This is a genomic window from Saccharospirillum alexandrii (genome assembly GCF_043641555.1).
Classification (GTDB): Bacteria; Pseudomonadota; Gammaproteobacteria; order Pseudomonadales; family Natronospirillaceae; genus Saccharospirillum; species Saccharospirillum alexandrii_A.
Genome location: NZ_JBHZRJ010000002.1, coordinates 897039 through 916718, shown reverse-complemented (window position 1 = coordinate 916718; position 19680 = coordinate 897039). Strand labels below are relative to the sequence as shown.

Here is a 19680-nt window from a genome sequence, read left to right as displayed (position 1 = left end):
ACTCATCCTAAAGAGACGACATCACGGTGCGTTAACAAAAGGGTCCGCTTGAGGGTTCTGGGTACTGTTTCGGATTAAAAGGACTCTTCCTGGCGGCGGGTCAGTACTTCAACGCCAGTGGCGGTTACCAGCAGGGTGTGCTCCCACTGGGCCGAGGCTTTGCGGTCTCGGGTCACCACAGTCCACTGGTCACCGAGCAGTTTCGATTGCGGTTTGCCGGCATTGACCATGGGTTCAATGGTAAAGGTCATGCCTTCCTTTAATTCCATGCCAGTGCCGGGGCGTCCGTAATGCAGTACCTGTGGTTCTTCGTGAAAGACAGCGCCAATACCGTGTCCGCAGTATTCACGAACAATCGAGTAATAGTTGGCTTCCGCATGTTGCTGAATCACATGGCCGATATCGCCCAAGCGAGTGCCGGGTCGCACCAGTTCAATGCCTTTGTACAGGCATTCCTGGGTGATGCGGACCAAACGCTCGAGGTGTGGTTGCGGCTCACCGACGAAGTACATCTTGCTGGTGTCGCCATGGTAGCCGTCTTTAATGACGGTCACGTCGATGTTGACGATGTCGCCTTTTTTCAGAATCTTGTCATCGCTGGGTATGCCGTGACAGATCACGTGATTGACTGAGGTGCAGATCGACTTGGGAAAGGGCGGGTTGCCGTAGTTGAGTGGCGCCGGAATGCCTCCCTGAACCTCGACAATGTGATTATGGCAGATGCGGTCCAGTTCCCCGGTGCTGACACCCGGCTGAACATACTCGCCAATCATTTCTAGTACTTCAGCGGCGAGCCGGCCCGCCACGCGCATTTTTTCGATTTCTTCGGCGGTCTTGATGGTTACAGACATGAGTTTCCCAGGCGAACATGAATAATGGCGCATCATTCTAAAGCTTTTGGCTGCGACTTGCAGCACCGCTGCCGCAAACCCGCCCGAGGCTGCCCTGAGAGGTGCTTTTGACGGGGCTAGGGTGCCCTGGGATGGTGCCAAAAAACTTTGAATCGGCCTTCGTTTATGGTATAAAGCGCGCCGCTTTGGACGGACTGTTCAAAGGAATGCCGTCTGAATCGACAAAGATCCGGGCGGTGTCTATTAACTCTCACATGCACCGGCACATGATTCCGGGTGCCTTTGGTCAGGTTTGGTCAGGGGTTGAATCATGGGGTGTGTGGAGGCTTAACCCGAACCAGTGAGGATACTATGGCTACTGTTTCTATGCGTGACCTGCTCAAAGCAGGTGTTCACTTCGGTCACCAGACCCGTTACTGGAACCCGAAGATGGGTAAATACATCTTTGGTGCCCGTAACAAGATTCACATCATTAACCTTGAACATACCGTTCCGGCCCTGAACAAGGCGCTGGTACAGATCGGTGAGTTGGCAGCGGCCAAGAACAAGGTATTGTTCGTTGGTACCAAGCGTTCTGCCAGCAACATCATTCGTGAAGAAGCAACCCGTGCTGGCATGCCGTATGTGGCGCACCGCTGGTTGGGTGGCATGCTGACCAACTACAAGACCATCCGCCAGTCGATCAAGCGTCTGCGTGATCTGGATGCCGAAAGCAAAGACGGCACCTTCGACAAGCTGACCAAGAAAGAGCGTCTCATGCGTGAGCGCGAAATCGAGAAGCTGGAGCGGACCATCGGTGGTATCAAGGACATGGGCGGCCTGCCCGATGCCCTGTTCGTGATCGACGTAGACCACGAGCGTATTGCCATCCTGGAAGCCAACAAGCTGGGCATTCCGGTCATCGGCGTTGTGGACAGTAACTCCAACCCCGACGGTGTGGACATTGTAATCCCGGGTAACGATGACGCCATTCGCGCCATTGAAATCTACGCCAGCTCAGTCGCTAACGCTGTTCTGGAAGCCAAGGCGGCCAACGCCACCCAGGCCGACGAATTTGTTGAAGTCGCTGACGCGGTTGTAGACACCCCGGCCGAGTAATCGGCGCACGGCTCAGGCAAGTGAAAAAGGGGCCTCGGCCCCTTTTTGCTATACAGACGCCCGATTGCGATGCACCTGTCGCTGGCCGTGAAACGAATTGTAGGGACTGTCGGATGCCGCAGGCGCCCGGCGAGTGAACCGAATCCATTTAATGAGTGAGGAATACACTATGGCTAACATCACAGCAGCCCTGGTAAAAGAACTGCGTGAGCGTACCGGTCTTGGCATGATGGAGTGCAAAAAGGCCCTGGTTGAGTCGAACGGCGATATCGAAGCAGCCATCGACACCATGCGCAAAGAATCCGGTCTGAAAGCGGCGAAGAAAGCTGGCCGCACAGCTGCCGAAGGCATCATCGTTAATCGTCAGTCCGCTGACAACAGCCGCGCCATGCTGCTGGAAGTAAACAGCGAAACGGACTTTGTTGCCCGTGACGACAACTTCCTTGAGTTTGCCAATACCGTAGCCGATAAAGCCTTTGCTGATCAGCAAAGCGATGTTGCCGCCCTGATGGCCGGTGAACTGGAGTCTGCACGTGAAGCCCTGGTGCAGAAGATCGGTGAGAACATCTCCGTGCGCCGTGTTGTGCTGCTCGGTGGCGAAGGTAAAACAGTTGCAACCTATGTTCACGGTGGCCGCATTGGCGTAGCCGTTGAAATGAACGGTGGCAATGAAGAGCTGGGTCGTGATGTTGCCATGCACATTGCTGCGATCAACCCGCAGTTTGTATCGGCCGATCAGGTACCTCAGGAAGTGCTGGACCGCGAGAAAGAAGTGGTTTCCGCCCAGGCCGAGAACTCCGGCAAGCCAGCTGAAATCATCGAGAAGATGGTTCAGGGCCGCCTGAAAAAGTTTGTTGCTGAAATTTCTTTGCTGGAACAGCCTTTTGTTAAGGATCCGGACACCAAGGTCGGAACCCTGGCCAAGAACGCGGATGCCGAAATTCTCAGCTTTCTGCGTCTGGAAGTGGGCGAGGGCATTGAGCGCGAAGAAGTCGACTTCGCCGCCGAAGTCGCCGCTGCTGCCAAAGGCAACTGATCAAGTGTTTCTAAAAAGGGCAGTCTGACTGCCCTTTTTTTTGTCTGCACGGCAAGCCTGTGCCGACAGCGCGTAACTCCGGGCTCCCTGCCGGGTCTGTTTACGCGAATCCCGCTTGCACCGGCGACGCTTGCGTCGCACAGTAGCGGCGCGGAGTTAACGTCCCCCGGTAGCCGATACCAGCGACCCAGTTTAGGAGATTACCATGCCCACGAAAGACCCCCACCCGCGCCATAAGCGCATTCTACTCAAACTCAGTGGCGAAGCGCTCTCCGGCGAACAGGGCTTCGGGATTGACCCCAAAGTGCTGGACCGCATGGCATTGGAGATCGGTCAGCTGGTGGGGATTGGGGTGCAGGTCGGACTGGTGATCGGCGGTGGCAATCTGTTTCGCGGCAAGGCCCTGAATGAAGCCGGGCTGGACCGGGTAACCGGCGACCATATGGGCATGCTGGCTACGGTGATGAACGCGCTGGCCATGCGGGATGCGCTGGAGCGCTCCAATATTCGCAGCCGGGTGATGTCGGCCATTCCCATGTCAGGGATTGTAGAACACTACGACCGGCGCAGCGCCATTCGTTATCTGACCCAGGGGGATGTCGTTATTTTTGCCGCTGGCACGGGCAACCCCTTCTTCACCACCGACTCGGCGGCCTGCCTGCGTGGTATCGAAATCGAAGCAGATCTGGTACTCAAGGCAACGAACGTCGACGGCGTGTATAATGATGATCCCCGAACCAATCCGGATGCGGTAAAATATGACCGTCTGACGTATGACGAGGCACTGGAGAAACAGCTGGGTGTGATGGATTTGACCGCTGTTTGTCTGGTGCGGGACCATAAAATGCCGGTCCGGGTCTTTAATATGAACAAGCCGGGAGCGTTGATATCGCTGATGGTAGGCGGTAATGAAGGAACGCTGATGGTAGAGGATATAACTGCATGATCGAAGACATAAAGAAAGAGGTTGAGGCGCACAACCGCCGGGCGATTGGCGCGCTGGACGACGGCTTCAACAAGATTCGCACCGGCCGGGCCAACCCTGCCATTCTCGACAGCGTCATGGTCAACTACTACGGTACGCCCACCCAACTGAAGCAGGTGGCGAACATCAACGTTGAAGATGGCCGTACCCTGGCGATTGTGCCCTGGGAGAAAAATCTGGTGCCGGAAATCGAACGTGGCATCATGAAGGCCGACTTGGGGCTAAACCCGGCGACCTCCGGCGATAAGATTCGTGTGGTCATGCCCGCGCTGACGGAAGAGTCACGCAAGGACATGATCAAGGTAGCCCGCTCAGAAGCCGAGAAAGCACGCGTGTCGATCCGCAGCGGTCGCCGCGATGCCAACGCCACCATCAAGGAATTGGTTAAAGAAAAAGAGCTGTCCGAAGATGAAGGCCGCGGTGCCGAAGATGACATCCAGAAGCTGACCGATGCCGCGACCGCTCAGGTCGAGGCGCATCTGGCCAGCAAGGAAAAGGAACTGATGACGGTTTAATACCGTTACGGGACCTTGACTCAGGCAGCATGGGAACCCCATGTTGCCTTTGTTTTTTGTAGGGACGGCGTAGCACAAACAAAAAAGAGTGCCGTCGCCGCTGAAATGAACAGCCAGGCTCAGGGTGGTTGCTCGCGAATCGACATCCGCAGACGCTGCCCTGATTCAGTAAAGGACAATTATGACCACAGCACACTCAGCAGGAGACAGTTCTGTTCCTCGCCATGTGGCCATTATCATGGATGGAAACAATCGCTGGGCAAAAAAGCGATTGCTGGGCGGTATTTCAGGGCATAAAGCCGGTGCCAAGGCGGTGAGAACCGTTGTTGAACACAGTGCCAGAGCGGGTGTGGAGGTGCTGACCCTGTACGCCTTCAGCTCCGAGAACTGGCGCCGCCCCCGAGACGAGGTAAACGCCCTGATGGAGCTGTTCCTGATGGCGTTGAACCGTGAAGTAAAGAAACTGCACGAGAATAATTTGAAATTACGCATCATTGGCGACAAGACCGGCTTCAGCGCGGCCATTCAAGCGGCTATTGCCCGCTCGGAGGCACTGACCGTCAACAATACCGGCATGACGCTGGTGATTGCCGCCAACTACGGCGGGCACTGGGACATTACCCAGGCCGCCAGAAGTCTGGCCCGTGATGTGGCCTGTGGCAGGCTGACGCCGGACGACGTGACCGAAGCGGCCATGCAGGCCCGGGTCGCCCTGGGTGATTTGCCACCTCCCGATCTGTGCATTCGCACGGCGGGCGAGCAGCGCATCTCGAACTTCCTGCTCTGGCAGTTCGCCTATACCGAATTCTATTTCACCGATGAGTTCTGGCCGGATTTCAATAAAGAATCGTTGCAGCAAGCCTTCGCCAGTTTTGCCGGCCGGGTGCGCCGTTTTGGCCGAACTGACGAGCAACTGGAACAAAGAGTGACTTCCTGATTATGCTGATCACACGCGTGTTGACTGCGCTGGTACTGGCCCCGCTGATGCTGGCCTGCATTTACTGGCTGCCGGAGCCCGGATTTGCCGCCTTCATTGGCGCCATTGTTGTTTTGGGGGCCTGGGAATGGGCCAATCTGGCCGGTTTTCAGCGGGTGACCACCCGCCTGGGCATGGCGGTACTGACGGCGGCAGCGCTCGGCTTGCTGTGGTGGCTGCAGACCCGAACCACCCTGACCTGGCTGCAGCTGACTTTATGGTCGCTGCTGTGGTGGCTGTTTGCACTGCTCATGGTGGTGCGCTACCCGGCCAGCCAGAGCTGGATTCAGCACCGCTGGGTACGCCTGTTGATGGCGTTGCCGGTGTTGCTGCCGCTCTGGCTTGGGTTGAATGTACTGAAAGGTCAGCCGAACGCCAATCTGGTGCTGACCTGGCTGATGCTGCTGGTCTGGGGCGCAGATATCGGTGCTTATTTTGCCGGCAAGGCGTTCGGCAATCGCAAGCTGGCGCCCTCGGTAAGTCCGGGTAAAACCTGGGCCGGTGTCTACGGCGGTATGGCCACCTCGGTTGTACTGTCTGCCGCAATGGCGCTTATTTTTCTGCCCGGCCTGACACCGTTGCAATGGCTGCTGTTGCTGGTCATCAGCGCGCTGGTGGTGGCAATATCCGTTTTGGGTGATCTGTTCGAAAGCCTGCTCAAGCGCTACCGGGGCATTAAAGACAGTTCTGGCCTGTTGCCGGGGCATGGTGGAATTCTGGACCGGATCGACAGTCTCTGTGCTGCCACACCAATGTTTTGCGTGCTCTTGCTGGCGGTGATCCTCTAGCCATGACCATCTCAAACGGTGTCTCAGAACCCACTCCCGCGCCCCGTCAATGGGTGACCGTGCTCGGATCCACCGGGTCCATCGGCTGCAATACCCTGGATGTTATTGCCCGCCACCCGGATCGTTTTGGGGTCTTTGCGCTGTCCGGTCATCGCAACATTGAGCTACTGGCGCGACAAATTGAACAGCATCGGCCACGTTACGCCGTGGTGGCTGATAGTAATGGCCGGCAAGCGCTGATGGCGCGCCTGTCCGATACCCTTACTGAAATACTGGTCGGTAATGCCGCGCTGGAAGCCATGGCTGAGCATCCGGATGTTCAGGTGGTGATGGCGGCCATTGTCGGTTCTGCCGGTTTGTTGTCGTCACTGGCGGCCGCGCGGGCTGGCAAACGATTGCTGCTGGCCAATAAAGAGAGCCTGGTGGTGGCTGGTGACCTGCTGATGTCGGCAGTGAAGCGGTCCGGTGCCGAATTACTGCCGATCGACAGCGAACACAATGCCATATTCCAGTGCATGCCCGGTGAGCACCGGCGCCAGGGTGTTGCATCCGTATTGCTGACGGCCTCCGGTGGCCCCTTTTTGAACTTTACCGCCGGGCAGCTGGAGCAGGTAACGCCCGAACAGGCGGTGGCTCATCCAAACTGGTCCATGGGCCAGAAAATTTCGGTCGATTCCGCCACTCTGATGAACAAGGGGCTGGAACTGATCGAAGCTTGCTGGCTGTTCGACTTGCAGCCGGCTGATGTTGAGGTCGTGGTGCACCCACAGAGCGTCATTCACTCCATGGTACGTTACATCGACGGCTCGGTGATCGCACAACTGGGATCGCCTGACATGCGTACCCCCATAGCGTTCGGGCTGGCCTATCCGGATCGCATTGACAGCGGCAGTGCCGCCCTCGAGTTTACTGCCCAGCTGGGGCTTAGTTTTGATCAGCCTGACCGGGCCAGGTTTCCCTGCCTGCGCCTGGCTGAAGAGGCCATCGCTGTCGGCGGAACGTGCCCGGCGGTGTTAAATGCCGCCAATGAAATCAGCGTTGAAGCCTTCTTGCAGCGGCGCCTGTCATTTCCCCAAATCGCCCACATTAATGAACAGGTGCTCAACCAGCTGGCACACGAACCTGCTGAGTCGGTTGAGCAATTGCTGGGTATTGACGCGCGCGCCAGAACACTGGCGAAGGCCGCGATAGAGGCACGAACATGATGGCAATTCTGACCAATATTCTCGGTATTCTGGTGGCTCTGGGTATTCTGGTGACCGTGCATGAGTACGGCCATTTCTGGGTGGCCCGTCGCAATGGTATTCGGGTATTGCGCTTTTCAGTGGGGTTTGGTCAGCCGTTGTACCGCTGGTACGACCGCCATGGCACCGAGTTTGTTATCGCCTGGATTCCGCTGGGCGGCTACGTGAAAATGCTTGATGAACGGGAAGGTCCGGTGGATGACGCCGAACTCGACCAGGCTTTCACCCGTAAGACGCCAGCCCAGCGCATTGCGGTCGCATCGGCCGGGCCTATCGCCAACTTTCTGTTTGCCATTCTTGCCTTTGCTCTGTTGTACAGCATTGGTGTCCAGGGGCTTGCCCCCTGGGCTGATACGCCGCCAGCGCAAACTCCCGCGGCAGAAGCCGGTGTTCAACGTGGTGATGTTATTGAGCAGGTTGACGGCCGTAACGTTGACGACTGGACCGATATCAACCTCGCGCTGGCTCGGCGTGTTGGCGACACTGGCATCATTGAGCTGAGCGTGCGCCGGGACGGGCAACTGCAAGAGCTGGCGGTGCCGATTAATCAGTGGATGGCCCGCGACAGCGAACCCAACCCCATGGCCAGCCTGGGGCTGTATCCGAGCCGCCCTGAAACGCCGGCAATGATTGGCCAGGTGGTTCCGGGTGGAGCGGCTGAGGCTGCAGGTTTGCAGGCTGGCGACCGGATTATTTCGGTCAATGGTCAAATGATTGAAAATTGGGTGGACTGGGTCGCTATTATTCAGCCCAATGGCGGCCGGCCGTTGTCCGTCGTGCTGGAGCGTGATCAGGCCCGGCAAACACTGACAGTCACGCCAGCTGAGCGTGACGTTGAAGGCCAAAGCCAGGGCTATATTGGCGCTATAGCTGCGCCCGCTCCCTGGCCGGAAGAACAGATTATCGTCCAGCGCGAATGGCCCTGGACCGGTATCTGGCTCGGCCTGCAGGATACCGCTGAAATGGTCGGGCTCAGCTTTGCCATGCTCGGCAAGATGGTGACGGGCCTGGTGTCGGTAGAGCAGATTGGTGGCCCCATTTCCATGGCGCAGATGGCCGGTGATTCGGTTCAGGGCGGCGCCGAAAGCTTCATTCGCTTTCTGGCGTTCATCAGCATCAGTCTCGGGGTGGTCAATTTACTACCCATCCCGATTTTGGATGGCGGGCATATTGTGATGTATGCGGTCGAATGGATGCGTGGCAAGCCCTTGTCGGAACGTTTGCAGGTGATAGGGTCTCAAATTGGCCTGATGCTGATTGTCGGGCTGATGGTATTGGCGTTTGTAAATGATATCGGCCGGTTATAACGGTCAGTGATCGGTCGATGTGCCTGTCCCGGCTGCTGCCCCGACAGTCCCGATTTTAACGAACAGGAGTAACTATGAGATTTGTTGTCGCGGCAGCCCTGGCGCTGATGTTCAGTGCAAGTGCCATGGCGGAACCGTTTCGGGTTGATGCCCTGACCGTCAACGGCCTGCAGCGGGTATCGCTGGGGTCGGTATTGCAGGCGCTACCCATTCAGGAAGGCGATCAGGTTGATTCCGACGCTGCCGACGACTGGTTACGTGCGGTATACAGTACCGGCTATTTCAGTGATGTGCAGGTGTTGCGCGATGGCGGCACCCTGGTTTTTGAAGTGACCGAACGCCCGGCGATCAACAGTGTCGATTTTTCTGGCAACAAGGTGATTCCGACCGAGACGCTGGAACGCGTCATGTCGAACGTCGGATTGGAAGAAGGTGAGATTTTCAACCAGTCACTGCTTGAGGGCATTGAACTGGAGTTGGAGCGTCAGTACAGCATTCAGGGCCGTTACAACGCCACGGTAGTGCCTGAGGTGACGCCGCTGTCGCTAAACCGGGTCGACGTTGAGCTGGTTATCAGCGAAGGGCCGGTGGCGAAGATCAACCATATTGAAATTACCGGCAACTCAGTCTTCACCGACGACGAGTTGCAGGCAGCCCTGCGCCTGCGTGAATCCAGCAAGCGATACCCGTTTCAGTTTATTGCTCGCCGTAATCGTTTTGGCCAGGCTCAGTTGACGGGCGATCTGGCGCGCCTGGAAGATTATTATCTTGATCGGGGTTACCTGGATTTCCGGCTGGAGTCTCATCAGGTTTCAATCTCGGACAACAAAGCCGACATCACTCTGGTTCTCAACGTATTTGAGGGTGAACCCTACCAGGTATCGGGGCTCTCGCTGACCGGCGATCTGGTCGATCTGGGCGATGAGCTTGAAGCCCTGATCGATGTCCGTGAAGGGGACGTCTATTCCCGCGTTGAGATCAGCAATCTGTCGTCGCGAATGAACGACGTGCTCGGTGACAAGGGCTATGCCTTCGCCGAGGTCAACAGCGAACTCGATCCCGACCGTGACGCCCGAACGGTGGATATCACGCTCAGCGTCATTCCGGGCAAACCGGTGTATGTGAATCGAATTGAGATTCGAGGCAACTCGGAAACCAATGACGAAGTCATCCGCCGTGAAATGCGCCAACTGGAACGCGCACTGGTCATAAACAGCAATATTCGGCGGTCGCGCCAGCGCCTCGAACGCCTGGGTTACTTCAGTCAGGTCGATATCCGGACCCAGCGCATCGAAGGCCGGGATGACCTGGTCGACCTGATCGTGACCGTTGAAGAAACCACCAATAGCCAGATAACCGGTTCTATCGGTTACTCGGATCAGAGCGGCTTTTTTACCGAAGCCAAGATTGAGCAAAAGAACTTTCAAGGCAAAGGCTACGACTTTTCAGCCTCGGTAACGGTGAACAACGCCGAGCAGAATTATAACCTCTCGTTCGAAGACCCGTACTTCACGATTTATGGGGTCAGTCGCGGTATCGATCTGTATTACCGCCGTACCGACTTCAGTGAGCAAACCTTCAGGACCTATGCGACCAATACCGCCGGTGGCCGGTTGCGACTGGGCTACCCGCTGTCTGAAAACCAGCGTATCACTTACGGTGTTGGCTACAGTCAGGATGAGTTGTTTCTCAGTGATAGCGCTCCTCAGGAAATGACGGATTTCCGGGACAGCAACGGCAGTGACTATGAAATCATCGACACCCGTCTGACCTGGAACCTCAACAGCTTGAACGGCACCTTCAAGGCTAACCGGGGTCGCCAACTGACCTTGTCGGGTGAAGTAGCCACGCCACTGGGTGATCTGACCTACTACCGTTTGACGGGCAGTGCGGAACAGTACTTCCCGGTCAACGATCAGTACAGTATTCGTCTACACTCGGACGTTGGCTACGGCAGCGGTTACGGCGATGCGGACCGATTGCCCTTTTACAAGCACTTTTATTCCGGAGGTGTCCGGTCGGTACGCGGCTATCAGTATGGGTCGCTGGGGCCGCTGAGCACCCCCAATCTGGATGGCAATAATGATCCGCTGGACGACCCATCGCCCATCGGTGGAAACATAAAGATCGAATACGGCGCCGAGTTGCTGATACCCATGCCGTTTGTACAGAACCAGGATGCCTTCAGAGCGTCGTTGTTTATTGACGGTGGCAATGTCTATTCCGATGACTGTCGCGCCGGCAATGCAAACTGCACCAATGGTGTGGATCTGTCCGACCTGCGTTACGCCGCAGGTGTTGATATCACCTGGATTACGCCGATCGCGCCGTTGAGCTTCAGTTATGCCTGGCCTCTGAATGCGCGCGATGGGGATCTTGAAAAGAATTTCGCCTTTACAATTGGTATCGGATACTGAGGTCGGGCTGGTTGAAAAGGCATGCGGTTGGGCCCACTACTCAGTCTTGGCCGTACACATTAGAATGACCTGCCTGGCAAGTAGCAGGCAGGTACAGCATCACTCGAACCGAAGGAGAAAGCATGAAGACTTCAGCACAACGCATTGCCCCGACCAAAGCGACTGGCCGGTCACGGGAATCTGGCTGGCTGAGCCGAATAGCCTTCGCACTGGTTGCCATTGGCATGACCGCTTCTGTTCAGGCGACTGAAGTGGCATTGCTGGATCAGAATTATGTGTTGTTCAATAGCGATGCAGCCCAGGATGCCACCGCCGAACTGAAACGCGAGTTTGAACAGGAAGAACAGCAAGTGCAAACGCTGGGGCAGGCGATCCAGCAATTGCAGAGCCGGGCCCGGACCGATGCTGACATCATGACCGAAGATGAGTTGTCGGAACTTGAAAGTGAACTGCAGCAGCGAGCACGCCAGCGCGACCAGCTGGTGCGACAGCTGCAGCAAGTGCAGGGCGAGCGCCGCAATGCCTTTATCGAGCGGTACCAGCCGATGATGGCGCAAGCCATAGAAACGGCCGTCGACGGCCAGGAATATGATGTGATCCTGGACAAGGGCGCCGTGGTCTACCATCGTAATTCACTGGATATTACCGAAGCGGTACTGGAAGAATTCAATGCGCTGTACCAGGCGCAACAATAAGCTGACGAGTCAGACGGATGATCACAGCCCGACAGTTGGCCGAACAGCTCGATGCGCAGCTGGGCGGTAGTGAGCAGGCCTGGGATATGCCTCTGGAGCGGGTGTCTGCTCTGGATAAGGCCCAGTCCGGGAGCCTGACGTTCCTGGCATCCCGACAGTATCTGGCAGACCTGCCAGACAGCCAGGCCACGGCCATCATCCTGAAACCGGATATGGCCGACCAGGCTCCGGGTGTTGCCGCCCTGATTCTGGTGGCGGACCCCTACTTGAGCTATGCCCGTATATCCCACCACTTCAGCCGTGAGCCAGCACCAACCGGCCACATTGACCTCAGTGCCGTGGTGGCCGAAGATGCGGTGATCGGCGTAGGAGTGACCATTGGCCCCGGAGCGGTCATCGGCTCTGGCGTGAGCATTGGCGAGGGCAGTCAGATCGGTGCGGGGGCAGTACTCGATGCCGGTGCACGGGTTGGCCGGAACACCCGGATTATGGCGAACGTTACGCTTTGCCACGGGGTGGTGATGGGCGACGATTGCCGGGTACAGCCGGGAACGGTTATCGGCTCCGATGGGTTCGGGTTTGCACCGGATCAGGGGCAATGGCAGCGTATTGCCCAACTGGGCACTGTCCGTATCGGCAACCGGGTCGATATCGGTGCCAATGTGAGCATCGACCGCGGGGCCATCGACGATACCTGCATTGAAGACGATGTCATCATCGATAACCTGGTTCAAGTTGCACACAATGTTGTGATCGGAAAAGCCACGGCACTGGCCGGGCAGGTCGGTATTGCTGGCAGTACCACCCTGGGCGCTGGCTGTACTGTAGGGGGGCAGGCCGGGTTTGCCGGCCATATCGATATTGCTGCGGGCACCCATTTTACCGGCCAGACCATGGTGACCAAAAGCATCTCAGACGCAGGACTCTATTCCTCGGGCTGGCCGGCACAGCCCAGTCGGGAATGGCGTCGTACCGTTGCACGCTTGCGCCAGTTAGACCAGTATGAACAGCGATTGAAGTCATTGGAGAAGGCGCTGGCAATGCGTCCCGCCGCTCCGGAATCTGAGGACTCGGAATGAGCATTGAACTGCCCCTGGATCATGAAGCCATCAAGCAATTGTTGCCACACCGGTACCCGTTTTTGCTGGTTGACCGTATTACCGAACTGACCCCGGGTGAGGCCATTGCCGGGTTCAAGAACGTTACGGGCAATGAAGAGTTATTCAACGGGCACTTCCCGGGTCAATCCATCTTTCCCGGTGTGCTGATGTGTGAGGCCATGGCTCAGGTTTCGGCTATTCTGGGTTTTGCGACATCAGGCAACCGCCCGAGCGAAGGCTATCTGTATTTGTTTGCCGGGCTCGATAACGTTAAATTCAAGCGGCAGGTCGTGCCCGGTGACCGGCTGGATCTGTTCAGTACGCTGGTGTCTGAACGCCGCGGTATTTTTAAATTCAACTGCCGGGCGGAAGTGGACGGCCAGTTAGCGGCCACTGCCGATATTGTGTGCGCTGAGCGGAAGTCAACGTCGTGATTCACCCTACTGCACTGGTCGATCAAACCGCACGTATTGCCGATGGGGCCATTATTGGTCCATTCACCGTTATCGGTCCGGATGTTGAAATTGGCGAAGGCTGCTGGATCGGTCCGCATGTGGTCATCAACGGACCAACAACCATTGGACGGCACAATAAGATTTACCAGTTTGCCAGCGTTGGTGAAGCGTGTCAGGACCTTAAATACAAGGGTGAGCCTACGCGGCTGATCATCGGTGATCACAACACCATTCGTGAAGGTGCCACTCTGCATCGCGGCACCATTCAGGATAAGGGAGAGACCCGGGTAGGCAACCATTGCCTGTTGATGGCTTATACTCATGTCGCTCATGACGTGATTGTCGGAGATCATGTGATTCTCGCCAACTCTGCAGGATTGGCGGGTCACGTGAAGGTCGGTGATTACGCGATTGTCGGTGGACACTCCGGTGTTCATCAGTTTGTCTCTATCGGTGAACATACGTTTATTGGCGCTGGTTCCACGGTTCTGAAAGACGTTCCCGCTTTTGTGACAGTGCAAGGTTATCCGGCTGCGCCCCATGGAATGAACACCGAAGGCCTGCGCCGGCGTGGCTTTTCTGCGGAGTCGATCAAAGCGCTGCGTAATGCTTACAAAACGGTTTATCGCCAGAGCAAGACCACCAAGGCTGCTCTGGCTGAGCTGGCTCCGATTGCCGAGCAGTTTCCGGAAGTGGCCTTGTTTGTGCGCAGCATTGAAACCGCTAGCCGGGGTATTGTGCGCTGATGTCCCGACCCTTGCGCGTGGCCGTGCTGGCCGGTGAAGCCAGCGGCGACATTCTCGGTGCCGGTCTGATGCGCGCGTTACGCGCACGCCACCCCAATATTGAATTTGGGGGTATCGGCGGTGAACGCATGATTGCCGAAGGGCTGGACAGCCGCGTTTCGATGGAACGGCTGTCGGTGATGGGGCTGACAGAAGTCGTAGGGCGGCTGCGCGAATTGTTCCGCATTCGAGCGGCTTACCGGGACTGGTGCATTCACTGGCAGCCGGATGTTTTCGTCGGCATCGATGCCCCCGATTTTAACCTGGGCCTGGAGCGCCAGTTGCGCGATGCCGGCATCAAGGCCGTGCATTACGTCTCGCCCTCAGTGTGGGCCTGGCGGCAGGGCCGCATCAAGAAAATCCGCCGCAGTGTTGATCACATGCTGACCTTGTTGCCCTTTGAAGCCGATTTTTACCGCGAGCATCAGGTACCGGTTACCTTTGTTGGCCATACCCTGGCTGACCAGTTGCCGATGGAACCGGACCGGTTGGCAGCGAGGCAACGTCTGGGTGTACCGGAGCTGGGGCTGTGCCTGGCGGTTTTGCCGGGCAGCCGGGGCAGTGAGGTTGGGCGCTTGGCGCCGCTGTTTCTGCAAGCGGCTACTCTGGCCCAGAAAACGCTGGGACCGCTCACGGTGCTCATACCCGCGGCCAATGAGTTTCGCCGTGAGCAGATTGAAGCAGCCGTGCGTCAGCACGGCAATGGGCTGCACATCCAGCTCTATGCGGGTCAGTCGACCGATGTCATGATTGCCAGCGACGGCGTCTTGCTGGCCTCCGGTACGGCGGCACTGGAAGCCATGCTGTTGAAGCGCCCCATGGTGGTTTCCTACCGGTTAACGGCGCTTACGTTCCGGATCATGCGCGCCATGGCAACCACACGCTGGGTCTCATTGCCCAACGTATTGACCCAGAGCGACTGGGTGCCTGAGCGACTGCAGGATGAAGCGACGCCTGAACGCCTGGCGACCGATCTTGTTAACATTCTCACCGACACCGATTACCGCGATCAGTTTGAACAGCGCTCCCGGTTCCTGCACCGTCAATTGGCGCGAGGCGCCGATGAGCAGGCCGCCGAAGCGGTGCTGAGCGTTGCCGGGTTCTCACCCCAATGACCCAGCAAGGTCTGGTCTTTCAGAGTGCTGCCGACCTTGTGGCGGGCGTCGATGAAGTCGGTCGCGGGCCGCTGGCGGGCGATGTTGTGGCCGCCGCCGTCATACTGGACCCGAAACAACCCATCGCAGGCCTCACCGACTCCAAAGCGCTCACCGCAAAACGCCGCGAACAGCTCAGTGAAGAAATCAAAGCCCGCGCACTGAGCTGGTGTATCGCCCGTGCCAGTGTCGCGGAAATTGACGAACTGAATATTCTACAGGCCAGTCTGCTGGCCATGCGGAGGGCCGTTGAGGGTCTATTGGTGGCTCCCGGGTTTTGCCAGATCGATGGCAACAAACTGCCCATAGGCCTGCCTTGCCCGGCGGAAGCCATTGTGAAAGGCGATAGCCTGATCCCTGCCATCGGCGCGGCGTCCATTCTCGCCAAAGTCCAGCGGGATGCCGAAATGGTCGAGCTCGACCAGCGCTACCCAGAGTATGGCTTCGCCCGCCATAAAGGCTACCCGACGCCGGTTCATTTGGCGGCTTTGAAGGCCCACGGCGTCATAGCCGAGCACCGGCGTAGCTATGCGCCAGTTAAGGCCATACTCACCACAAACCGTTAAACCTGAATACACAATTCCCCTCATCAGTACCTGCCAACCGGCCGCTTCAAGTAGTACCATGGTCGCCGGTCAAGAAGGAGAAAGCCCAGCGTGTCCGCTCAATTTGTACATCTCAGAGTTCATACCGAATATTCACTGGTCGACGGCCTGATTCGCCCCAAGGCGTTGGTGCAGGCGGCGCTCAAGCAGGGGATGCCGGCGGTCGCGATCACAGACATCACCAACTTTTTCGGGCTGATCAAGTTTTACAATGCGGCACTGGGCGCGGGCATCAAGCCCTTGCTGGGGGCTGATCTTTGGGTGGAGAACCCGGCAGATGCGACAGCGCCGTTCCGGATGACGGTGCTGTCACAAAACGCCCAGGGTTACCGCAACCTGACCGAGCTGATTTCTGAGGCGTATCAGACGCACCAGGTACATGACCGCGCTGTGATTAAAGCGGAGTGGATTAAGACGAAAAACGAGGGGCTGATCCTGCTCAGCGGTGGTCGCTTTGGTGACGTCGGTGAGGCGCTGAGCCGTGGCAAGGCGGATGTTGCGGGAGAACTGGCCCGGCACTGGCAGGCGATCTTTGGCGATCGCTATTACCTGGAGCTGCAACGCACCGGGCGTGACCAGGACGAAGTCATCGTGCAGGGCAGTCTGTTGCTGGCGCGCGAGCTCGACATTGCCGTGGTGGCCACCAACGACGTCATGTTTCTGACTCAGGATGACTTCGACGCCCATGAAGCCCGGGTCTGCATCAACGACGGTGTGACGGTCGACGACCCCAAGCGTGCCCGCCGTTACTCCGACCAGCAATACCTGAAAAGTGCTGACGAGATGGCGGAGCTTTTCTCCGATCTGCCTGAAGCCATCGATAACAGCCTGCTGATTGCCGAGCGCTGTTCTACAACGGTAAAACTGGGCGAGTACTTCCTGCCGGACTATCCCATCCCCGATGGCATGACGATGGATGAGTACTTCCGCCAGCTGAGCTTTGAAGGCCTGGAGCGGCGTCTGGCAGTCAGCCTGAAGAAGGACGATCCTGAGTACGCCAGCAAGCACGCCGACTACGTCACCCGACTCGAATTCGAACTGAATATCATCATTCAGATGGGCTTTCCCGGCTACTTCCTGATCGTGATGGACTTTATTCGCTGGGCCAAAGAGCACGATATTCCGGTTGGGCCGGGCCGGGGTTCGGGTGCCGGTTCATTGGTCGCCTATTCGCTCGATATTACCGACCTGGACCCGCTGGAATACGATCTGCTGTTCGAACGCTTCCTGAACCCGGAGCGGGTGTCGATGCCCGACTTCGACGTCGACTTCTGCATGGAGAAGCGCGACCGCGTTATTCAGTATGTGGCCGATCAGTATGGCCGCCAGGCGGTGTCCCAGATCGTTACTTTCGGTACCCTGGCTGCCAAGGCCGTGGTGCGCGACGTTGCCCGTGTGCAGGGCAAGGCCTATGGTCTGGCTGACCGAATATCCAAGCTGATTCCCGCTGACCCGGGTATGACGCTGACCAAGGCCATAGACGATGTCGCCGAGCTCAAGGAGTTTCTGGCTGATGACGAAGAAGGCATGGAAATCTGGGAGATGGCGCTCAAGCTCGAGGGCATAACCCGCCAGACCGGCAAGCACGCCGGGGGCGTGGTGATCGCGCCAACCAAGCTGACTGATTTCTCGCCTTTGTTGTGCGAAGAAGACGGAACCGGCCTGGTTACCCAGTACGATAAAAACGACGTGGAATCCGCTGGCCTGGTCAAGTTCGACTTTCTCGGGCTGCGCACCCTGACGATCATCGACTGGGCGCTGAAAATCATTAACCCCAGGCTGGCCGCCAAGGGTCAGCCCGCCATCGACATCGCGCATATTCCGCTCGATGACGAACCCTCGTTTCAGTTGTTGCAGAAAGCCCACACCACGGCGGTGTTCCAGCTTGAATCGCGCGGTATGAAAGACCTGATTAAACGGCTGAAGCCCGACTGTCTGGAAGACATGATCGCCCTGGTGGCCCTGTTCCGGCCGGGCCCGCTGCAATCGGGCATGGTGGATAACTTCATCAACCGGAAACACGAACGCGAAGAAATGGCCTACCCGGATCCGCAGTATCAGCACGAATGGCTGAAGCCGATTCTGGCGCCAACCTACGGCATCATCCTGTATCAGGAGCAGGTGATGCAGATCGCCCAGGAACTGGCAGGTTATACACTCGGCGGCGCCGACTTGCTGCGCCGGGCGATGGGCAAGAAAAAGCCCGAGGAGATGGCCAAGCAGCGTGAAGTCTTCGCCGCCGGTGCAGCGTCCAAGGGGGTCGATGCGGAACTGGCGACCAAGATTTTTGATCTGGTGGAAAAGTTCGCGGGTTACGGCTTCAACAAATCGCACTCGGCTGCCTATGCATTGGTGTCTTATCAGACGCTCTGGCTCAAGGCGCATTACCCGGCCGCTTTTATGGCCGCGACCATGTCGTCGGAACTGGATAACACCGATAAGGTAGTTATCTTCATCGAAGACTGCCGGCAACTGGGCATCGATGTGCTGCCGCCAGATGTGAACGCCGGTGATTACATGTTCACGGTGAATGAAAACGATCAGATCATTTACGGGCTGGGGGCGATCAAGGGGGTCGGCGAAGGCCCGGTAGAGGCGATCGTCGCCGCCCGGTCAAACGGCGGGCCCTTTACCGACCTGTTCGACTTCTGCGAGCGCGTCGACAGTCGCAAGGTAAACAAGCGGTGCATCGAAGCGCTGATCAAGGCCGGCGCACTGGACCGGCTGGCCCCGCACCGGGCCATGCTGCTGGCTGCCATGGAAGATGCGGTACGCACGGCTGAGCAGTCGGCCAGCAATCAGGCCGCTGGCATGATCGATTTGTTCAACGACTTGCAGGTGGAAAGCCAGAAAGCGCCCTATGCGCCCTATGAGCAGGTGATGCAGCATTCGTTGAAAGAGCGTCTGATGGGCGAGAAAGAAACGCTGGGCCTGTACCTGACCGGCCACCCGATCGACGAATACGAATCGGAAGTCAACAAAATCGCCTCAATGCGCCTTGGCGAGCTCGATATGCCGCCGGAAGAGCTGCGTCGCTTGCGCAAGCAGACCAAAACCCTGGCTGGCCTGGTGCTCGGTGTTCGCACCCGCCAGACCCAGCGCGGCGATACCATGGCCATTGTCTCGCTGGACGACCGGACCGGACGCATCGAAATGACGCTGTTCGGAGAAGACTATCAGCGTTTCAAACCGTTGCTGGAGCCGGATCAGGTGATCTTCGTCGAAGCCGAGATTGGCTGGGACGATTACGCCGAGCGGGCCCGAATCCGCGCACAAAACATCTACACCCTGGCCCAGGCACGCCAGGAACTGATTCGCGGCATTGAGTTCCGGGTCACTGAAGCCCAAACGCAGGATTTCCTCAAACGGTTGAACGATCTGGTGCGCAGCGACCTGGAAGATGGGCAGGGCACACCGGTCTGGATCAGCTACGAATCCCGGGTGGCCCAGGGCCAGGTGCGGCTGAACCCGGCCCACCGGATTCCGTTGGAAGACGAGGTATTGCACCGCATTCGACAGACTTTTGATGATTCGGCTTACCGGTTTCGCTATCAGGACTGAAGCTGACAAATCTATTCTAAGACAAGCGTTTTTTTACACCGTTTTTGGAACTTGCTTAGAAGACCAGCGTCGGGTGCCGGGTATGCCCTTGTGGGGTAGGCCGCAGCA

At 57.6% G+C, this 19680-nt stretch carries 17 protein-coding genes; 16 read left to right on the top strand and 1 reads right to left on the bottom strand.

Annotated features, from left to right (window positions below; genetic code table 11):
• Positions 1–74 precede the first annotated feature (74 nt).
• Positions 75–851, bottom strand: a complete 777-nt coding sequence (gene map / locus ACHUE7_RS10150) for a type I methionyl aminopeptidase (protein ID WP_348477862.1) — start codon at positions 849–851, stop codon at positions 75–77.
• 351 nt (positions 852–1202) lie between these two features.
• Here map and rpsB point away from each other — a divergent pair, with 351 nt between their 5' ends.
• The 16 genes from rpsB (at position 1203) to dnaE (ending at position 19572) form a co-directional block, all read left to right on the top strand.
• The gene (gene rpsB / locus ACHUE7_RS10145) at positions 1203–1949 is read left to right on the top strand and encodes a 30S ribosomal protein S2 (RefSeq protein WP_028670173.1); all 747 of its coding nucleotides are present in this window, start codon (positions 1203–1205) and stop codon (positions 1947–1949) included.
• A 169-nt stretch (positions 1950–2118) separates the two neighbouring features.
• Positions 2119–2985 (top strand): translation elongation factor Ts, encoded by an 867-nt coding sequence (tsf, locus tag ACHUE7_RS10140; RefSeq protein ID WP_394169842.1) that lies wholly within the window; start codon positions 2119–2121, stop codon positions 2983–2985.
• A 205-nt stretch (positions 2986–3190) separates the two neighbouring features.
• A complete protein-coding gene (gene pyrH / locus ACHUE7_RS10135) occupies positions 3191–3931 on the top strand; it encodes a UMP kinase (RefSeq protein WP_181952696.1) in 741 nt (246 codons plus the stop codon).
• Entirely contained in the window at positions 3928–4485 is a 558-nt protein-coding gene (frr, locus tag ACHUE7_RS10130) for a ribosome recycling factor (protein WP_348477864.1), read from the top strand. Before pyrH ends, frr begins: the two co-directional genes overlap by 4 nt.
• Before the next feature lie 181 nt (positions 4486–4666).
• Positions 4667–5422, top strand: coding sequence for a polyprenyl diphosphate synthase (gene uppS / locus ACHUE7_RS10125; RefSeq protein WP_394169841.1), 756 nt, complete (start codon positions 4667–4669; stop codon positions 5420–5422).
• 2 nt (positions 5423–5424) lie between these two features.
• A complete protein-coding gene (locus tag ACHUE7_RS10120) occupies positions 5425–6249 on the top strand; it encodes a phosphatidate cytidylyltransferase (RefSeq protein WP_394169840.1) in 825 nt (274 codons plus the stop codon).
• 2 nt (positions 6250–6251) lie between these two features.
• Positions 6252–7454: a 1-deoxy-D-xylulose-5-phosphate reductoisomerase gene (gene ispC, locus ACHUE7_RS10115; RefSeq protein ID WP_394169839.1), complete on the top strand. Its 1203-nt coding sequence runs from the start codon at positions 6252–6254 to the stop codon at positions 7452–7454.
• A complete protein-coding gene (gene rseP / locus ACHUE7_RS10110; protein ID WP_394169838.1) occupies positions 7451–8800 on the top strand; it encodes an RIP metalloprotease RseP in 1350 nt (449 codons plus the stop codon). The genes ispC and rseP overlap by 4 nt, the downstream gene beginning before the upstream one ends.
• A gap of 74 nt (positions 8801–8874) precedes the next feature.
• Entirely contained in the window at positions 8875–11217 is a 2343-nt protein-coding gene (gene bamA / locus ACHUE7_RS10105; protein ID WP_394169837.1) for an outer membrane protein assembly factor BamA, read from the top strand.
• 122 nt (positions 11218–11339) lie between these two features.
• The gene (locus tag ACHUE7_RS10100; RefSeq protein ID WP_394169836.1) at positions 11340–11912 is read left to right on the top strand and encodes an OmpH/Skp family outer membrane protein; all 573 of its coding nucleotides are present in this window, start codon (positions 11340–11342) and stop codon (positions 11910–11912) included.
• A 17-nt stretch (positions 11913–11929) separates the two neighbouring features.
• The gene (gene lpxD / locus ACHUE7_RS10095) at positions 11930–12991 is read left to right on the top strand and encodes a UDP-3-O-(3-hydroxymyristoyl)glucosamine N-acyltransferase (RefSeq protein WP_394169835.1); all 1062 of its coding nucleotides are present in this window, start codon (positions 11930–11932) and stop codon (positions 12989–12991) included.
• Positions 12988–13446, top strand: coding sequence for a 3-hydroxyacyl-ACP dehydratase FabZ (gene fabZ, locus ACHUE7_RS10090; protein ID WP_348477871.1), 459 nt, complete (start codon positions 12988–12990; stop codon positions 13444–13446). Before lpxD ends, fabZ begins: the two co-directional genes overlap by 4 nt.
• The gene (gene lpxA / locus ACHUE7_RS10085) at positions 13443–14213 is read left to right on the top strand and encodes an acyl-ACP--UDP-N-acetylglucosamine O-acyltransferase (RefSeq protein ID WP_394169834.1); all 771 of its coding nucleotides are present in this window, start codon (positions 13443–13445) and stop codon (positions 14211–14213) included. Before fabZ ends, lpxA begins: the two co-directional genes overlap by 4 nt.
• Positions 14213–15367, top strand: coding sequence for a lipid-A-disaccharide synthase (lpxB, locus tag ACHUE7_RS10080; protein ID WP_394169833.1), 1155 nt, complete (start codon positions 14213–14215; stop codon positions 15365–15367). The genes lpxA and lpxB overlap by 1 nt, the downstream gene beginning before the upstream one ends.
• Positions 15364–15972 (top strand): ribonuclease HII, encoded by a 609-nt coding sequence (gene rnhB, locus ACHUE7_RS10075; RefSeq protein WP_394169832.1) that lies wholly within the window; start codon positions 15364–15366, stop codon positions 15970–15972. The genes lpxB and rnhB overlap by 4 nt, the downstream gene beginning before the upstream one ends.
• 90 nt (positions 15973–16062) lie before the next feature.
• A complete protein-coding gene (dnaE, locus tag ACHUE7_RS10070) occupies positions 16063–19572 on the top strand; it encodes a DNA polymerase III subunit alpha (protein WP_394169831.1) in 3510 nt (1169 codons plus the stop codon).
• The last annotated feature ends 108 nt before the right edge of the window (positions 19573–19680 follow it).

Bases quoted from the DNA above. Each gene is read 5' to 3' on its own strand.
- lpxD (WP_394169835.1), top strand. From the start codon at position 11,930: ATGATCACAGCCCGACAGTTGGCCGAACAGCTCGATGCGCAGCTGGGC.
- lpxB (WP_394169833.1), top strand. From the start codon at position 14,213: ATGTCCCGACCCTTGCGCGTGGCCGTGCTGGCCGGTGAAGCCAGCGGC.
- pyrH (WP_181952696.1), top strand. From the start codon at position 3,191: ATGCCCACGAAAGACCCCCACCCGCGCCATAAGCGCATTCTACTCAAA.
- rpsB (WP_028670173.1), top strand. From the start codon at position 1,203: ATGGCTACTGTTTCTATGCGTGACCTGCTCAAAGCAGGTGTTCACTTC.
- uppS (WP_394169841.1), top strand. From the start codon at position 4,667: ATGACCACAGCACACTCAGCAGGAGACAGTTCTGTTCCTCGCCATGTG.
- ispC (WP_394169839.1), top strand. From the start codon at position 6,252: ATGACCATCTCAAACGGTGTCTCAGAACCCACTCCCGCGCCCCGTCAA.
- map (WP_348477862.1), bottom strand. From the start codon at position 851: ATGTCTGTAACCATCAAGACCGCCGAAGAAATCGAAAAAATGCGCGTG.
- fabZ (WP_348477871.1), top strand. From the start codon at position 12,988: ATGAGCATTGAACTGCCCCTGGATCATGAAGCCATCAAGCAATTGTTG.
- tsf (WP_394169842.1), top strand. From the start codon at position 2,119: ATGGCTAACATCACAGCAGCCCTGGTAAAAGAACTGCGTGAGCGTACC.
- ACHUE7_RS10100 (WP_394169836.1), top strand. From the start codon at position 11,340: ATGAAGACTTCAGCACAACGCATTGCCCCGACCAAAGCGACTGGCCGG.
- frr (WP_348477864.1), top strand. From the start codon at position 3,928: ATGATCGAAGACATAAAGAAAGAGGTTGAGGCGCACAACCGCCGGGCG.
- bamA (WP_394169837.1), top strand. From the start codon at position 8,875: ATGAGATTTGTTGTCGCGGCAGCCCTGGCGCTGATGTTCAGTGCAAGT.
- rnhB (WP_394169832.1), top strand. From the start codon at position 15,364: ATGACCCAGCAAGGTCTGGTCTTTCAGAGTGCTGCCGACCTTGTGGCG.
- rseP (WP_394169838.1), top strand. From the start codon at position 7,451: ATGATGGCAATTCTGACCAATATTCTCGGTATTCTGGTGGCTCTGGGT.
- ACHUE7_RS10120 (WP_394169840.1), top strand. From the start codon at position 5,425: ATGCTGATCACACGCGTGTTGACTGCGCTGGTACTGGCCCCGCTGATG.